Raw genomic sequence first — 15,331 nt, forward strand, 5'->3', positions numbered from 1 at the left:
CGAAGTTAAGACAAAAGCCCTGGGTTTCTTGGGGTGACCCTGCCTAGACAAAGGGCTAAGATGCCGGCCTGTTCGTGCTTTCCCAGACCCTCCCGCCATGTCCAATCAGCGCATCAAGACGCCCTGCGTCGGCCTCTGCTCCACCGTCTACGGGGATCTCGTGTGCCGTGGCTGCAAGCGCTTCCACCATGAAGTGGTGAACTGGAACCTCTACAACGACGAGGAAAAACGCGCCGTCTGGCGCCGTCTGGAAATCCTCCTGGTCCAGGTGATGACCGCAAAACTCGAGGTTTTCGACGAAGATCGCCTGCGCATGCAGCTGGAGCAGCGCCAGGTCCGCTTCGTGCCGGAGCAGTCCGCCTATTGCTGGGCCTACCAGCTCATCGCCCGTGCCTCGCGCATGATCAACCGCCTGGACGCCTACGGCGTGGCGCTGATGCCCGAGTTCCGCGGCTGGACGTTGCCGGAGCTGCGCGAGGCCATCGATCGGGAGTTCTTCCTTTTGTCGGAAGCCCACTACGATCGCTACATCGCGCCGCGCTTCCTGCTGGAGGGAATGGAGAGCCGCGTCTGAGCCCCCTCCCTCCATGGCAGCGAAACGCCAGGCACGAAAAAGCCGCCCATCGAGGCGGCTTTTTCATGGGGCGGGTCAGCGCTGGGCGACCAGCTCTTCCAGGTGGGCGATGATTTCGTCCGGCTTGAGGACCAGCACGTCACTTTCCAGCGAGTCCAGCACCACTTCGGCGGTGTTGCCGATCAGCGCGCCGGAGAGGCCGGTACGGGCGATGGTGCCAATCACCGTCACCGCCGCCTTGAGCTTGTGGGCGACATGGGGGATGAGCACGTCGGCCGGGCCTTCCTCCACGTGCAGGCGCTCGTCGCTGACGTCGAACTCCTCCTGGAAGCTGCGGCATTCGGCGCGGTAGCGCGCCTCGATGCTTTCCTTGAGCTGGAAGGTCGGGTCCGCCGCCGAGAGCATCGGCGAGGGGTGGGCGCTGATCACGTGCAGGGTGCCCTTGGCCAGCCCGGCGATGTCGTAGCCGTGGCTGATGATGCTGGCGTGCAGGGTGCGGTGCTCGCCGTCGCTGTTGCCGACGTCCACGGCCGCGAGAACGATGCCGCCGGTCCAGGGCGTGTCGGTCTTCACCATCAGCACCGGGCCGGGGCAGTAGCGCAGCAGCTTCCAGTCGTCCGGCGTCAGCAGGAAGCGCTTCAGCGGGTTGTCCGGCACATGCTGCTTGATCACCAGGCCGCAGCCTTCGGCCTGCTGCACGGCGATCACGGTCTGGTGCAGGTTTTCGTTCCAGGCCTGCTGGCTGGTCACGCTGTAGCCTTCGCTGGCGAGCGCGCCGGACAGGTCGGCGAGGTAGGCGGCGTGATCCGCCTTGCGGTCGCAGATCAGCAGGTGCAGGTGCGACTGGGTCACCCCGGCGATCAGTTTGGCGCGCTTGAGCGCCAGGCCATCGGGGTGGTTCGGATCAACTACCACGAGGATGCTGCGGATGGCTTGCATGGTCGTGCTCTCCCTGGAAGACATATAGCTGGAACCACTGTAGCTGCCCTGGACGCTTCGCGTTCTTGACATATATCAGTGCATCAAGCTGGCTGCGGCCTGCAGCCCCCGTATAATGCTCCGCCATTGCCCGCCCGACCAGATTGCCATGCCCTTGTCCGCCATCCCCGCCGTTCCGTTTTCCCTCGTCATCGCCCGCCAGGGAGCGCCTCGCCCATGAACCTCCCGGAAATCCACGACTTCCTTGGCTGCCGCACGCCTGCCGCCTGGGTGGAGGCCGCGCTGGCGGACCAGGAAACCCTGCTGATCGATCACAAGAACAACGAGTACAAGGCGGCGTCCACCGCCATGGCGCTGATCGCCAAGTACAACACGCGCCTGGACCTGATCAATTTCATGTCGCGCCTGGCCCGTGAGGAGCTGGTCCACCACGAGCAGGTCCTGCGCATCATGAAGAAGCGTCGCGTGCCGCTGCGCGCGGTATCTGCCGCGCGTTACGCCTCCGGCTTGCGCAAGGTGGTGCGCAACCACGAGCCGGCCAAGCTGGTGGACACCCTGGTGGTGGGTGCCTTCATCGAGGCGCGCTCCTGCGAGCGTTTCGAGGCGCTGGTGCCGCATCTGGACGAAGAACTGGGCAAGTTCTACTTCGGCCTGCTGAAGAGCGAGGCGCGCCACTACCAGGGCTACCTGAAGCTGGCCTACCAGTACGGTGAGGCGGCGGACGTGGATGCGGTGATCGAGAAGGTCCGGGACGTGGAGCGCGAGCTGATCGAGAGCACGGACGAGGAGTTTCGCTTCCACAGTGGCGTGCCGGTCACCCAGTGAGCCGACGACACCCCACATGAAAAAAGCGCCCCGAGGGGCGCTTTTTTTGTGGCCGGAGAGGGCTCAGTCCTTCACTTTCAGGTCCAGCGCCAGGTCACGGGCCGCCTTGGTGGCGAGCACGCCCATCAGTTGGCCGATCTCGTCCTGGCGGCTGCTGGCGCCGTTCTGCCCGGCGCCCATCATCACGCTGGGTACTGGCGCCTGGGCGGCGGCCTCGGCCCACACCTTGTTGATGGCGATCAGCGCATCGAGCTTGGGTTGCAGCGCGCCGTCCGCCTTGATCACCGCTTCGCGGGCATAGGCTTCGGCGTCGGCGGTGATCTTGGTGGCCTGGGCGGTGATGCTGGCCTTGTCACGCAGCAGCTCGGCGGTCTGCTTCTCGATCTCGGCACGGCCCTTTTCGCGCTCGGCGTTGATGCGCGCCAGCTGCTTCTCGGTCTCGGCCTGGGTGGTGCGCTCGATCTGGTCGCGCAGGGTTTCCTGGCGGCGGGCTTCCACTTCCTTCTCACCGCGGGCGGTGACCAGCAGCTTCTCTTCCTCTTCCTTCAGGCGGTTCTGCCGGGCCACGGCCAGCTCGGCCAGGGCCTGCTGCACCTTGACCATGCGCTGCTTGTACTGCGGGTTGGGGTCGACGTTGGTGATGCGCGCCTCCACCACTTCCACGCCGTATTTGCGGAACTGCTGCTGCTTGCGCACCGGCATGCCCTTGGCGTCGATCACCTTCTCGGTGATGAACTGGCTGGCGTTGTTATCGCCGAAGCTGCCCTGCTCGGTGCCGGCCTGGAGGATGGCGGTCTGCTGCGGCACGTGGCCACGCGGGCCACGCACTTCCTTGCGCTTGATCAGGTAGAGGCCGTCGTTGAGCTGGTTTTCGAACTCGGCGGCGAACTCGCTGCGGGCGCCGGCGTAGAAGTCATCGGCGGTCATCAGCGAGGCTGTGGCCTGCAGGGTTTCCTTGATCGCCGGTACCAGCGCGGTGCGGATGAAGTTCTCCGGGTTGCGGTATTCCTGGGCGATCTTGAGGAACTGCTCGCCACTGGGCAGGCGGAAGCGCGCGGAGGATTCCACCTTGGCGTCGACGTTGCCGAGGAAGACGATGGGGAAGGCCTCGATGGTGGCGCCCAGGGAGTCGTTGTCGCTGGTGTCGTCGATCTGGTTGAGCGCTTCGGTGAGCACCGATTGCACGCTCAGGGCCTTCTTCCAGGGCGTGGCGCGGCCGAACCACTTGGTGGCGTAGCCGACGTCATCCACTACTTTCTCTTCGCCGAAGATGGTCCGCACGTGGGTGGCGAAACCGGCTTCGTTGTAGAAGAAGATGCCGTTGAACAGCACGAAGGCGGCGGCCAGGCCGGCGACGGCGCCGACCAGGTACTTGATATAGGGGGAATCGCTGAACGGCATGGTCGCTCCTTGACGTGAAATCGAAAGCGGCGATGCTGCTGGCCGCGTGCCATCCCGTCAAGGAGAGTAGGCGCGGCCTGCGGAGGAGTTCGCGTTGCGCGGCTCAGTCGAGGGCGAACGGTGCCTGGCGGAAGCCTTGTTCGTCGACTTCCAGGGCCCAGCCCTGGCGATCCCAATCCCCGAGGACGATGCGCTGCGCGGGCAGGCCGCCGACCTGCAGTTCGTGCACGGCGGGGCGGTGGGTATGACCGTGGATCAGCGTCGGTACGCCCTGTTCGGCCAGCAGGCGCGGGATTTCTTCCGGGGTGACGTCGGTGATTTCCACCGCCTTCTGCCGGGTCTGCATGCGGCTTTCGCTGCGCAGCTTGCGTGCCAGCTTGTGACGGGTGGCCAGCGGCAGGTGGCGCAGTATCCACAGCACGACGGGGTTGCGCAGGATGCGCCGCATGCGCATGTAGGCCTCATCGCGGGTGCACAGGCTGTCGCCGTGCATCAGCAGCACCGGGTGGCCGGCGAGCACGACGCGGCTCGGGTCCGCCAGCAGGGTGCAGCCGGCTTCGCGGCAGAAGCGCGTGCCGATCATGAAGTCGCGGTTGCCATGCATCAGGAAGATGCGCGTGCCGCCATCGGCCACCTGGCGCAGGGCCTGGGCGATGGAGCGTTGGAAGGGGGTCATGGCGTCGTCGCCGATCCAGGCCTCGAAGAAGTCACCCAGTATGTAGAGCGCTTCGGCCTGGCTGGCGCGGGTCTGCAGGAAACGAAGAAACGCCCGGGTTATATCCGGGCGCTCCTCTTCAAGATGCAGATCGGAGATCAGCAGGATCACTCGACGATCTCGGCCTTCTCGATGATCACGTCTTCGACCGGTACGTCCTGGTGGCCGGACTTCATGGTGGTGGCCACGCCCTTGATCTTGTTGACCACGTCCATGCCTTCGGTCACTTCACCGAACACCGCGTAGCCCCAGCCCTGCACGGTCGGCGCGCTGTGGTTGAGGAAGCTGTTGTCGGAAACGTTGATGAAGAACTGCGCGGACGCCGAGTGCGGCTCCATGGTGCGGGCCATGGCCACGGTGCCGACCTTGTTCGACAGGCCGTTGTTGGCCTCGTTCTTGATGGAGGCGCGGGTGGTCTTCTGTTTCATGCCCGGCTCGAAGCCGCCGCCCTGGATCATGAAGTTGGAGATCACGCGGTGGAAGACGGTGCCATCGTAGTGGCCGGCCTTCACGTACTCCTTGAAGTTGGCCACGGTTTCCGGGGCTTTGTCTTCGAAGAGTTCCAGGGTGATGACGCCATGGTTGGTGTGCAGCTTGATCATTTCGGTATTCGCTCTGTCGAGAATTCGAAGGCCTGTCAGGGGGTTGACAGCTTCGGCTATGATAAGCGCTTTGATTTGACCGGCCTACCCTGTGCCGCGCACCCGTAGACCTAAGGATCCCATGAGCAAGCCTGAGACCCCCGCCGCCGCCAACTTCCTCCGCCCCATCGTCCAGGCCGACCTGGATGCCGGTACGCACGCCAAGATCGTCACCCGCTTCCCGCCGGAGCCCAATGGCTACCTGCACATCGGCCATGCCAAGTCGATCTGCCTGAACTTCGGCCTGGCCCAGGAATTCGGCGGTGACTGCCATCTGCGCTTCGACGACACCAACCCGGCCAAGGAAGACCAGGAATACATCGACGCCATCGAAAGCGACGTGAAATGGCTGGGCTTCCAGTGGTCCGGCGAGGTGCGCTACGCCTCCAACTATTTCGACCAGCTGCACGCCTGGGCCATCGAGCTGATCAAGGCCGGCAAGGCGTTCGTCTGCGACCTCAACGCCGAAGAGATGCGTGAATACCGCGGCAGCCTGCACGAGGCGGGCAAGAACAGCCCGTTCCGCGAGCGCTCGGTGGAAGAGAACCTGGATCTGTTCGCCCGCATGAAGGCCGGCGAGTTCCCGGATGGCGCCCGCTCCCTGCGCGCCAAGATCGACATGGCCTCGCCGAACATCAACCTGCGCGACCCGATCCTCTACCGCATCCGCCACGCCCACCACCACCAGACCGGCGACAAGTGGTGCATCTACCCCAGCTACGACTTCACCCACGGTCAGTCGGACGCCATCGAAGGCATCACCCACTCCATCTGCACCCTGGAGTTCGAGGACCATCGCCCGCTCTACGAGTGGTTCCTGGCCAACCTGCCGGTCCCCGCGCAGCCCCGCCAGTACGAGTTCTCGCGCCTGAACCTGAACTACACCATCACCAGCAAGCGCAAGCTCAAGCAGCTGGTGGACGAGAAGCACGTCAGCGGCTGGGACGACCCGCGCATGTCGACGCTCTCCGGCTACCGCCGTCGCGGCTACACCCCCGAATCGATCCGCAACTTCTGCGAGATGGTCGGCGTCAACCGTGCCAGTGGCGTGGTCGACATCGGCATGCTGGAGTTCAGCATCCGTGACCACCTGGACGCCACCGCTTCCCGCGCCATGTGCGTGCTCAAACCGCTCAAGGTGGTCATCACCAACTACCCGGAAGGCCAGGTCGAGAACCTCGAACTGCCGCGCCACCCCAAGGAAGACATGGGCGTTCGCGCGCTGCCCTTCGCCCGCGAGATCTACATCGACGCCAGCGACTTCGAAGAAGTCCCGCCGGCCGGCTTCAAGCGCCTGATCCCGGGTGGCGAAGTGCGCCTGCGCGGCAGCTACGTGATCCGCGCCGACGAAGCCATCAAGGATGCCGCCGGCAACATCGTCGAGCTGCGTTGCTCCTATGACGAGAACACCCTCGGCAAGAACCCCGAAGGCCGCAAGGTCAAGGGCGTGATCCACTGGGTGCCGGCCGCAGCCAGCGTCGAGTGCGAAGTGCGCCTGTACGACCGCCTGTTCCGTTCGGCGAACCCGGAGAAATCCGAAGAGGGCGGCAGCTTCCTCGACAACATCAACCCCGAGTCGCTGGTGGTGCTCACCGGCTGCCGCGCCGAGCCGTCCCTGGCCAATGCGCAGCCTGAGGAGCGCTTCCAGTTCGAGCGCGAAGGCTACTTCGTCGCCGACCTCAAGGATTCGCAGCCCGGCAAGCCGGTGTTCAACCGCACCGTCACCCTGCGTGATTCCTGGGGGCAATGATGGCGCTGTCGATCTACAACACCCTCAGCAAGGTCAAGGAAGCCTTCCAGCCCCTGGAAGGCAACAGCGTGCGCATGTACGTGTGCGGCATGACCGTGTACGACTTCTGCCACATCGGCCACGCCCGCGTGATGGTCGCCTTCGACGTAGTCACCCGCTGGCTGCGTGAGCGCGGCTACGACGTGACCTACGTGCGCAACATCACCGACATCGACGACAAGATCATCCGTCGCGCCCAGGAGAACGGCGAGCCGTTCGAGGCCCTGGTCGACCGTATGATCGCCGCCATGCACGAAGACGAGGCGCGCCTCGCCGTGCTGCGCCCGGACATCGAGCCCCGTGCCACCGGCCACATCGCCGGCATGCACACGATGATCCAGACCCTGATCGACAAGGGCTTCGCCTACGCCCCCGGCAATGGCGACGTCTACTACCGCGTGGGCAAGTTCGAGGGCTACGGCAAGCTGTCCCGCCGTCGCATCGACGAGCTGAAGATCGGCGCACGCATCGAGGTCGACGAATCCAAGGAAGACCCGCTGGACTTCGTGCTCTGGAAGGGCGCCAAGCCCGGCGAGCCGAGCTGGGAATCGCCCTGGGGCCCCGGTCGTCCCGGCTGGCACATAGAGTGCTCGGTGATGTCCACCTGCTGCCTGGGCGAGACCTTCGACATCCACGGCGGCGGCCCGGACCTGGTGTTCCCCCACCACGAGAACGAGATCGCCCAGAGCGAGGCGGCCACCGGCAAGCTCTACGCCAAGGCCTGGATGCACGCCGGTGCGGTGCGCGTGGACGGCGAGAAGATGTCCAAGTCCCTGGGCAACTTCTTCACCATCCGCGAGGTGCTGGAGAAGTACCACCCCGAGGTGGTGCGCTACCTGCTGGTCTCCAGCCACTACCGCAGCCCGATCAACTATTCCGAAGACAACCTCAAGGAAGCCAAGGGCGCGCTGGAACGCTTCTACACCGCCCTGCGCGGCCTGCCCGAGGCGCCCGCCGCCGAGGGCGAAGCCTTCGTCGAGCGCTTCAATGCCTCCATGGATGACGACTTCAACACCCCCGAAGCCGTCGCCGTGCTGTTCGACATGGCCCGCGAGGTCAACCGCCTGCGCGACACCGACCTGGCCGCCGCGGCAGCCCTGGCGGCCCGTCTCAAGGCCCTGGGCGGCCTGCTCGGCCTGCTGCAACTGGACCCGGACGCCTTCCTCCAGGCCGGCGCCACCGGCAAGGTCGATGCGGCCGAGGTCGAAGCCCTGATCCAGGCGCGCCTGCAAGCGCGTGCGGACAAGAACTGGGCCGAGTCCGACCGCATCCGCGACCAGATCACCGCCCTGGGCGTGGTCCTGGAAGACGGCAAGGGCGGCACCACCTGGCGCCTCGCCGAGTAGTCGTACGCGTTATGAACGAGGCCGCTTTCGAGCGGCCTTTTTCTTGGGCGCCGAAACCTTCACCGAAACTCCACGGCAACTCCATCTGCGGTCCACGCAGCCTGCACGGCGCGCGTGCATAAAGGCGACCCGCCCCGAGGAAAAGGACGTCGCCGTGGACATCACCCTGATCAACCCGCCCCACACCGCCATCGGCAGCCGCCTGCCCCGCGAGCACCTGCCGCCCCTGGGGCTGCTCGCCATCGGCGGGCCGCTGCTGGATGCGGGCTTCCACGTCTCGCTGCTGGATGCGGACCGCGAGGGGCTGAGCGTGGCGCAGACCGTGGCGCGCATCCAGGCGACGGCGCCGGATGTGGTGATGCTCGGGCACTCCGGCTCCAGCTCGGCGCACCCGACGGTGGTGGACATCTGTCGTGCCCTCAAGGGCGTGCTGCCCGAACTGGTCATCGTCTACGGCGGCGTGCACCCCAGCTACCACTGGGACGAAATCCTCCAGGAGGTGGTGGAAGTCGACTTCATCGTGCGCGGGGAGGGCGAGCAGACCGCGCTCTCGCTGATGCAGGCCCTGGCGCAGGGGCACCCGCCACTGGACGTCCACGGCATCGCCCTGCGCTACCTGGGCGAACCCTACGCCACGCCTGCCGCCGCCATGCTGCGCAACCTCGACGACTACCGCGTGGGCTGGGAGCTGATCGACCACGCCCACTACTCCTACTGGGGCGGCAAGCGGGCAGTGGTGGTGCAGTTCTCCCGGGGGTGTCCCTACCTGTGCAACTACTGCGGCCAGCGCGGGTTCTGGACCCGCTGGCGGCACCGCGACCCGGTGCGCCTGGCCCGGGAGCTGGCACGCCTGCACCGGGAACAGGGCGTGGAGCTGATCAACTTCGCCGACGAGCTGCCCACCGGCTCGCGCAAGATGTGGAAGGCCTTCCTCGAAGCCTTGATCGCCGAAGACGTGCCGCTGCTGCTGGTGGGCTCCACCCGTGCCGGCGACATCGTCCGCGATGCCGACATCCTCCACCTGTACCGCAAGGCCGGGGTGATCCGCTTCCTGCTGGGTATCGAGAGCTACGACGAAGGCACCCTTGAGGCGATCCGCAAGGGCGGTACCACCCGTGAGGACCAGGAGGCCATCCGCCTGCTGCGCCGGCACGGCATCGTTTCCATGGCCACCTACGTGATCGGCTTCCAGGAGGAAACCGACGCCGACTACTGGCGCTCCCTGCGCCACCTGCTGCGCTACGACCCGGACCAGATCCAGCTGCTCTACGTCACCCCGCACCGCTGGACGCCCTTCTACGAAACGGCCGAGCAGCGCCGGGTGATCCAGACCGACACCCGTCGCTGGGACTACAAGCACCAGGTGCTGGCAGTGCAGCGCGTGCCGGCCTGGCGGGTGTTCCTCTGGTTCAAGACGATCGAGGTCTGCATGCAGGCCCGCCCCAGGGCCCTCGGTCGCCTGCTGTTGCACCCGGATGCGGACTTCCGCCATGCCATGGCCTGGTACACCCGTATCGGTCGTCGCGTGTGGTTCCACGAGCTGGCGGAGTTCCTCTTCGCCACGCGGCTGCTCAAGGCGGGGCCGACGCTCCGCGAGTTCCTTGGCGCCTCGCTGGCAGGGCGTGAATACCTGCTGGACAAGCGCAAGGGCAGGGCGGCGGTGGAGGTGATCGCGCGGGCCGCGAGCTGAATGGGGGAGCCGCGCGCTCCCCGGTCGCTCAGCGGGTCAGACCCACTGGTCGCTGCGCTTGCGTTTGACCCGCAGCATGGTCGGCAGGATCAACCCGAGCAGCAGGCCTGCGCCGGCGATGCTGCCGCCGTAGACCATGTAGCGCATCAGCACCTGCTTGTTCTCGTCACCCAGTTGCGCCTGCACCTCGCGCAGCTCGGAGCGGGCCTGGCTCAGCTCGCTGTCCAGGGCCGCGCGGGCGGCCTGGGCTTCGTCGATCAACGCCTTGCGCGAGTCCATGGTCTCCTGCATGCCTTGCACGCGGGTTTTCCAGGTCTCGTCGATACCGCCCAGTTCGGTGCTCAGCTCGGTCACCTTCTGTTCCAGCTGCGGCAGGCGCTCGGCCTGGCCGGGCACCGATTGCAGGTCGCGGGTGGGGATCCACACGGCGCTACCGTTCTCGCCGCGCACCTGGCTGTAGTCGCCCTGGGCGCTCAGCAGCTCGACTTTCTGCCCGGAAACCAGGGTGCCGACAATGCGGTAGCCATCGGTGGGGCCGCTGCGCACATAGGTGCTCAGGCTGTCGCTCACCCAGCGCGTGTTGTCGGCTTTCTCCTCGGCCTGCGCGGGCATGCCGGCCAGCAGCAGGCCGCCCAGCAGGCAGGCGCCGATGGCGCGGGAGGAGAACGAAGGAGCACGGGCGAGCAGATGACGGGTCAGGGGCATGGGGCAATCTTCACTGGCTATGGAACGGAACCCGAAGCGCGGGCGTGATAAACGCCGGCCAGGCGAGCATCGCATTCAGAAAGAGCGATGGCTGCGCAGCGTCCGGGTGGCGAATGGCCACGCCATCCACCCGGTTCGAGCCGACAGCGAACTGACAATCCGCGACCCCGCGTAGTTCACTCATGGCCCCGCAAGCGAGACGGGTGGTCGAGCGGAAAAGGGAGCTCATGTCGGATAGCTAGTCGAGATACAAGGGTGGCCCTCACTCCACCGGGCACTCCGTGCAGCTGCACCGCATGGGTTTCGCAAAGCTCTACCCATCCTACGGGGCCGTATTCGTATGGGGCCGCATTCGTAGGATGGGTAGAGCGGAGCGAAACCCATCATTTCGCAACACGACGATTATCCGGGTGTAGCAGGTAGGTCGGGTGCAACCCGACATCGTCGATGCATGAGCCACGCGGGTTTCACCCGCCCTACGGAGCTGATCGATGTGTAGGGTGGATGACGCTCTTTTCATCCACCAGCGATGCCGAGCCGAATCGCGTTGCCAACCCAGGGCACCCCGTAGCCCGGGCTTCAGCCCGGGAAGGCAGGCCTCAATGCAGCGCCCGGGTCACCAGGTAGGTGAGCAACTGCGGGTCGTCGCCCGGGTCGAGGGTGCGCACCGGCTTCGGCAGACCCTCCATCACCGTGTGCCAGAAGGCCTGGGCGGCTTCGTCGTCGCGGTAGAAGCGCACCAGCCAGTCGGTGCTGCCGTCCATCAGCACCTGGGTCGCCAGCAGGCGGCCGATGCCCTGGCGGCGGTAGCGCTTGAGGATGAACAGGTCCGCCAGTTCCAGCGCATCCATGCCCGGCAGCTCGCTGCGCTCGATCAGCAGGAAGCCGGCGATGAAGCCATCCACCAGCACCAGGTTGGCGCTCCATTGCGGTTCCTGCCAGTAGCGCGCCAGGTGCTCCTCGTGGATGTAGAAGCGCCCGTCCGCCTCCACGTCTTCCTCCTCCCAATCCGAGGACTCATAGGAGTAGAACTGGTACAGGTTGCGGATCAGCTCGGCCTGTTCGGGGCCGGTCTGCAGCAGTTCGAGGGTGACGTCGCTCATGGTCGGGGTTCGTGATGGAAGAGGGCGCGGCATTCTACCCAAGGCGCCGTGGCCATGCGCAAACGGGAGCCCCATCGAGGCTCCCGTTTTCGTTTCAGGTTTGCGCCCGCTCCGTTACTTGTTGCCGGTCAGCGCCGCGTAGCTGGTCATCAGGTTGCGGTAGTCCGGGATGTGGTTGGAGCACAGGGCGGCCAGGCCTTCCACATCGTTGCGCCAGTCGCGGTGCAGTTCGCAGGCCACGCCGAACCAGTTCATCAGCTGCGCACCGGCCTGGCTCATACGGTTCCACGCCGCGTTGCGGGTCATCTCGTTGAAGGTGCCGGAGGCGTCGGTCACCACGAACACTTCGAAGCCTTCCTCCAGGGCAGAGAGGGCCGGGAAGGCCACGCAGACCTCGGTCACCACGCCGGCGATGATCAGCTGCTTCTTGCCGGTGGCCTTGATCGCCTTGACGAAGTCCTCGTTGTCCCAGGCGTTGATCTGGCCCGGGCGGGCGATGTAGGGCGCGTCCGGGAACAGCGCCTTCAGTTCCGGTACCAGCGGGCCGTTGGGGCCGGTTTCGAAGCTGGTGGTGAGGATGGTCGGCAGCTTGAAGAACTTGGCGAGGTCGGCCAGGGCCAGGACGTTGTTCTTGAACTTGTCCGGCTCGATGTCGCGGACCAGGGACAGCAGGCCAGCCTGGTGGTCGACCAGCAGGACGACGGCGTTGTCTTTATCGAGACGGTTGTAGGTGAAGTGGGTCATGGTGCGTTCCTCGCTTTTCGATAATGGGTGCCGGTTCGGCGCGGGTGTTCTCTGCTTCGCTGCAGTGGCTGACTGCATGGAGGAAAGATTAAATTTGGCACCCTTGATCCGCTAGACTGCGAAAATTGCCTCTAGCGTTCTATATGGAGAACGAGTGTGGAAGACCTGAACACCCTCTACTACTTCACCCAGGTGGTGGAGCACGGCGGCTTCGCCCCCGCCGGCCGCGCGCTGGACATGCCCAAGTCCAAGCTCAGCCGACGCATCGCCCAGCTCGAGGAGCGCCTCGGCGTACGCCTCATCCACCGTACCAGCCGGCACTGCTCGCTCACCGAAATCGGCCAGGAGTACTACCAGCGCTGCGTGGCCATGCGCGTGGAGGCGGAAGGGGCGGCGGAGGTGATCGAGCGCAACCGCTGCGAGCCGCGCGGCCTGGTGCGCATCGCCTGCCCGACCACGTTGCTCAACTCCTGGGTCGGGCCGATGCTCACCCGCTACATGCTCAAGTACCCGCTGGTTGAGCTCTTCATCGAGAGCACCAACCGCCGGGTGGACCTGCTCCACGAGGGCTTCGACATCGCCCTGCGGGTGCGCTTCCCGCCGCTGGAAAACACCGACATGGTGATGAAGGTGCTCGCCGACAGCACCCAGTGCCTGGTGGGCCGGCCGGACTTCCTCACCCGGTTGCCGGCAGGCTTCGCCCCGGAGGAACTGGGCCGCCTGCCGAGCCTGCACTGGGGCGGCGCGCAGCGGGACTACCAATGGGAACTGTTCGGCCCGGATGGGGCGCGGCTGACCATCCCGCATCGCCCGCGCATGGTCACCGACGACCTGATGGCGCTGCGCAACGGCGTGCTGGGCGGGGTCGGCATCGCCCACCTGCCACGGGTAGCGGTACGCGAGGACCTGGCCAACGGCACGCTGGTGGAAATGCTGCCGGGCTTCTCGCCCAAGTGCGGCATCGTCCACGCCATCTTCCCGTCGCGGCGCGGGCTGTTGCCCTCGGTGCGCTCGCTGATCGACTTCCTCGGCGAAGAGTTCGCCGGCAGCGACATGGCCTGAGTGGCGCAGGGGGGGGCGGTTGGCTGAAGCGGAGCGCCGCCCGGCCCACCCAACGCCCATCTGGGACTGAAGCGGGGAGGGGAGCCGGCGTCAGCCGAACTCCTCCATGCTGGCGCGCACTTCCTCCAGGGCCTCGCCCAGCAGTTGCACCAGCGGCTGGCCCGGGATGCCGTCGCGCAGCATCTCCTTCAGCGCCTGCTTGGCGCCGGCGAAATCGTCCTGGTGGTAGTAGAGGCTGCCGAAGCGGCCCTCGCGGTCGAAGAACAGGAAATAGGCGCCTTCGAGGATGTCCGCCACCCTGTACCAGCCGTAGCCGATGAAGCGCTCATTCAGCGCCGCGATCTCCTCCGCGCTGAAGTGGCGGCCCGCGTCGAACTGCGGGCGATCACCGCCCCAATGGGCGCGGATCACGTCGATGATCCCGGCCGAGCCGTCCTGCTCCTGCAGCCAGTCCGCCAGCTCGGCGGGGGCCGGAATCCAGAAGCAGTGGGAGTCGGATTCGGTCTGGTTCTTCAACGCGCCGAGGGTGCGGTAGAAGCCTTGCAGCTCCGCCGGCAGCGGGCCGGTGAGGGTGGTCAGCTGTTCGATTTCCTCCTCCGACGCAGGGCCTTCGGTAAAGAGCTCGTCGTCTTCCCCATTGATCTCGAGGTAGGTCTGGTTATAGGCATCGATACCGTCGCGGATGGTGTCCATGCTGTCCTCCGGTGTGCTGGCTAAGCCCCGTGGGGCGGATGGCACGCACCTTAGCCGAACGCCTTGAAGGCATTGTGAAACCAGTGCGCGTTTGTGCGAGCCGGTGGTCGGGCTATGCCGTCTTGGCTAGCTCGTAGGATGGGTAGAGCGCAGCGAAACCCATGCTGCAAGGGGGAATCGCTCCGCGCTCCCTGGGCGAATGAATTGGCCCCTACAGGTATCCGGCCTGTATCACCAATCGCCGAAAGGCACGTGCCTCCAGCTTGGCTCATCACTCAGGGCCGGGCGATCCAGATATCCCCCTGCCATTTCAGAATGCCAATCCGCTGATTGGCCCAGCTCATGGCGGCCCGCCGGGGGGCCGCTTCGGGGTTGCGGTGGCGGTCATATAGCGTTGGCACCACCGCCTCGCTAAGCCATTGGCTGATGCATCTGTGTTCCGGGTGATCGAAGCGGTACAGCAGCCGATAGGCGCCGGCCTCGCTGATGGCCAGTACCTCCTCGCTGCCACCGCTGGCGTGGCGCAGTACCACGAAACGGCGCTGGTGCGGGTCCACCAGGCGGGTCATGCGGTAGGGACGCAGAGCGCCGATCAGGCGAGCGAAATCGTGGGCGACGAACCAGGGCTGGTTGTCGATCATCACGGTGCGCAGCTGGTGGTTGTGGCGTTGGAAAACGATGGGGGTGGATGCGTCGTGCATGGCGGAGCTCCTACTGGGTCGGAAGAGCTGCCACCCACGTCGCCAAACGAGGGTGGCAGACCACGCGGGGTTGGCGAACCGGCTAGTAGGAACCGGCAGACCCGGAGGTCTCCCCGCGCGATCTGCCATAACGCAGAGCAGTGCATGACTGCATGCGTGCGGGGGCCTGCAAGAACATTCGCCGTTCTCGCAAGCACCTCGGCGCCATCGCGCTTACTAACTCCCGGGCCGCCAAACCCGGCCACGGGATTGACCGTGGAGGGGGGAGGATCGAGAGCGGGGATGAGGTGGGCAATAGGTTCTTCGGAGGCTTAAGCGTAAGACCTCTCTAAGTAAACCAAGCCAAAGCCCTCCGTTTCAAGTTGCTTCAGGTCGCTTAAAGTCTCTATAGGAGTGAGCTTAG

General features: G+C 65.7%; 15 protein-coding genes. 6 read left to right on the plus strand and 9 right to left on the minus strand.

Translation table 11 applies throughout. The features are described 5' to 3' along the window. Positions 1-97: 97 nt before the first annotated feature. Positions 98-574 (plus strand): DUF1289 domain-containing protein, encoded by a 477-nt coding sequence (locus ACXI0U_RS07070; RefSeq protein WP_043246700.1) that lies wholly within the window; start codon positions 98-100, stop codon positions 572-574. A 75-nt stretch (positions 575-649) separates the two neighbouring features. Here ACXI0U_RS07070 and ACXI0U_RS07075 read toward each other — a convergent pair whose 3' ends face one another. After that, a complete protein-coding gene (locus tag ACXI0U_RS07075) occupies positions 650-1,513 on the minus strand; it encodes a universal stress protein (protein ID WP_316924625.1) in 864 nt (287 codons plus the stop codon). Positions 1,514-1,729: 216 nt separating this feature from the next. Between ACXI0U_RS07075 and ACXI0U_RS07080 the strand changes: the two genes are divergently transcribed. Next, positions 1,730-2,338, plus strand: a complete 609-nt coding sequence (locus ACXI0U_RS07080; protein ID WP_431483955.1) for a MiaE family protein — start codon at positions 1,730-1,732, stop codon at positions 2,336-2,338. Positions 2,339-2,401: 63 nt separating this feature from the next. Here the strand turns inward: ACXI0U_RS07080 and ACXI0U_RS07085 are convergent, their stop codons facing one another. From ACXI0U_RS07085 to ACXI0U_RS07095, 3 genes are all read right to left on the minus strand, one after another. Further along, positions 2,402-3,739 (minus strand): SPFH domain-containing protein, encoded by a 1,338-nt coding sequence (locus ACXI0U_RS07085; protein ID WP_184489328.1) that lies wholly within the window; start codon positions 3,737-3,739, stop codon positions 2,402-2,404. Positions 3,740-3,842: 103 nt separating this feature from the next. Then, the gene (gene lpxH, locus ACXI0U_RS07090; RefSeq protein ID WP_431483956.1) at positions 3,843-4,565 is read right to left on the minus strand and encodes a UDP-2,3-diacylglucosamine diphosphatase; all 723 of its coding nucleotides are present in this window, start codon (positions 4,563-4,565) and stop codon (positions 3,843-3,845) included. After that, positions 4,562-5,056 (minus strand): peptidylprolyl isomerase, encoded by a 495-nt coding sequence (locus tag ACXI0U_RS07095; RefSeq protein WP_043246712.1) that lies wholly within the window; start codon positions 5,054-5,056, stop codon positions 4,562-4,564. Before ACXI0U_RS07095 ends, lpxH begins: the two co-directional genes overlap by 4 nt. Positions 5,057-5,177: 121 nt before the next feature. On the opposite strand from ACXI0U_RS07095, the gene ACXI0U_RS07100 reads away from it, so the two are divergent. The 3 genes from ACXI0U_RS07100 to bchE all read left to right on the plus strand — a co-directional run bounded on the left by ACXI0U_RS07100 (position 5,178) and on the right by bchE (position 9,920). Continuing rightward, on the plus strand, positions 5,178-6,845 hold the full coding sequence (locus ACXI0U_RS07100; protein WP_431483957.1) for a glutamine--tRNA ligase/YqeY domain fusion protein: 1,668 nt from the start codon (positions 5,178-5,180) through the stop codon (positions 6,843-6,845). Next, positions 6,845-8,230: a cysteine--tRNA ligase gene (gene cysS / locus ACXI0U_RS07105; protein WP_271660585.1), complete on the plus strand. Its 1,386-nt coding sequence runs from the start codon at positions 6,845-6,847 to the stop codon at positions 8,228-8,230. Before ACXI0U_RS07100 ends, cysS begins: the two co-directional genes overlap by 1 nt. A gap of 154 nt (positions 8,231-8,384) precedes the next feature. Further along, positions 8,385-9,920 (plus strand): magnesium-protoporphyrin IX monomethyl ester anaerobic oxidative cyclase, encoded by a 1,536-nt coding sequence (gene bchE, locus ACXI0U_RS07110; protein WP_431483958.1) that lies wholly within the window; start codon positions 8,385-8,387, stop codon positions 9,918-9,920. A gap of 36 nt (positions 9,921-9,956) precedes the next feature. On the opposite strand, the gene ACXI0U_RS07115 is transcribed toward bchE, so the two are convergent. From ACXI0U_RS07115 to ycaC, 3 genes are all read right to left on the minus strand, one after another. After that, on the minus strand, positions 9,957-10,625 hold the full coding sequence (locus tag ACXI0U_RS07115; RefSeq protein ID WP_479549942.1) for a TIGR04211 family SH3 domain-containing protein: 669 nt from the start codon (positions 10,623-10,625) through the stop codon (positions 9,957-9,959). Positions 10,626-11,224: 599 nt separating this feature from the next. Next, complete coding sequence (locus ACXI0U_RS07120) at positions 11,225-11,728, minus strand: GNAT family N-acetyltransferase (protein ID WP_431483959.1); 504 nt, start codon at positions 11,726-11,728, stop codon at positions 11,225-11,227. A gap of 114 nt (positions 11,729-11,842) precedes the next feature. Next, positions 11,843-12,472, minus strand: coding sequence for an isochorismate family cysteine hydrolase YcaC (gene ycaC, locus ACXI0U_RS07125; protein ID WP_431483960.1), 630 nt, complete (start codon positions 12,470-12,472; stop codon positions 11,843-11,845). Positions 12,473-12,628: 156 nt separating this feature from the next. Between ycaC and ACXI0U_RS07130 the strand changes: the two genes are divergently transcribed. Next, positions 12,629-13,534, plus strand: coding sequence for a LysR substrate-binding domain-containing protein (locus ACXI0U_RS07130; protein ID WP_111262104.1), 906 nt, complete (start codon positions 12,629-12,631; stop codon positions 13,532-13,534). A 90-nt stretch (positions 13,535-13,624) separates the two neighbouring features. On the opposite strand, the gene ACXI0U_RS07135 is transcribed toward ACXI0U_RS07130, so the two are convergent. After that, the gene (locus ACXI0U_RS07135) at positions 13,625-14,227 is read right to left on the minus strand and encodes a hypothetical protein (protein ID WP_479549943.1); all 603 of its coding nucleotides are present in this window, start codon (positions 14,225-14,227) and stop codon (positions 13,625-13,627) included. A 275-nt stretch (positions 14,228-14,502) separates the two neighbouring features. Next, a complete protein-coding gene (locus ACXI0U_RS07140; RefSeq protein ID WP_479549944.1) occupies positions 14,503-14,928 on the minus strand; it encodes a BRO-N domain-containing protein in 426 nt (141 codons plus the stop codon). Positions 14,929-15,331 lie beyond the last annotated feature (403 nt).

The sequence above is a fragment of the Pseudomonas sp. C9D1 genome (assembly GCF_056491235.1).

Excerpts from the sequence above, each read along its gene's own strand:
- ACXI0U_RS07070 (WP_043246700.1), top strand. The coding sequence starts at position 98 with ATGTCCAATCAGCGCATCAAGACGCCCTGCGTCGGCCTCTGCTCCACC.
- ACXI0U_RS07075 (WP_316924625.1), bottom strand. The coding sequence starts at position 1,513 with ATGCAAGCCATCCGCAGCATCCTCGTGGTAGTTGATCCGAACCACCCC.
- ACXI0U_RS07080 (WP_431483955.1), top strand. The coding sequence starts at position 1,730 with ATGAACCTCCCGGAAATCCACGACTTCCTTGGCTGCCGCACGCCTGCC.
- ACXI0U_RS07085 (WP_184489328.1), bottom strand. The coding sequence starts at position 3,739 with ATGCCGTTCAGCGATTCCCCCTATATCAAGTACCTGGTCGGCGCCGTC.
- ACXI0U_RS07095 (WP_043246712.1), bottom strand. The coding sequence starts at position 5,056 with ATGATCAAGCTGCACACCAACCATGGCGTCATCACCCTGGAACTCTTC.
- ACXI0U_RS07100 (WP_431483957.1), top strand. The coding sequence starts at position 5,178 with ATGAGCAAGCCTGAGACCCCCGCCGCCGCCAACTTCCTCCGCCCCATC.
- cysS (WP_271660585.1), top strand. The coding sequence starts at position 6,845 with ATGGCGCTGTCGATCTACAACACCCTCAGCAAGGTCAAGGAAGCCTTC.
- ACXI0U_RS07115 (WP_479549942.1), bottom strand. The coding sequence starts at position 10,625 with ATGCCCCTGACCCGTCATCTGCTCGCCCGTGCTCCTTCGTTCTCCTCC.
- ACXI0U_RS07120 (WP_431483959.1), bottom strand. The coding sequence starts at position 11,728 with ATGAGCGACGTCACCCTCGAACTGCTGCAGACCGGCCCCGAACAGGCC.
- ycaC (WP_431483960.1), bottom strand. The coding sequence starts at position 12,472 with ATGACCCACTTCACCTACAACCGTCTCGATAAAGACAACGCCGTCGTC.
- ACXI0U_RS07135 (WP_479549943.1), bottom strand. The coding sequence starts at position 14,227 with ATGGACACCATCCGCGACGGTATCGATGCCTATAACCAGACCTACCTC.
- ACXI0U_RS07140 (WP_479549944.1), bottom strand. The coding sequence starts at position 14,928 with ATGCACGACGCATCCACCCCCATCGTTTTCCAACGCCACAACCACCAG.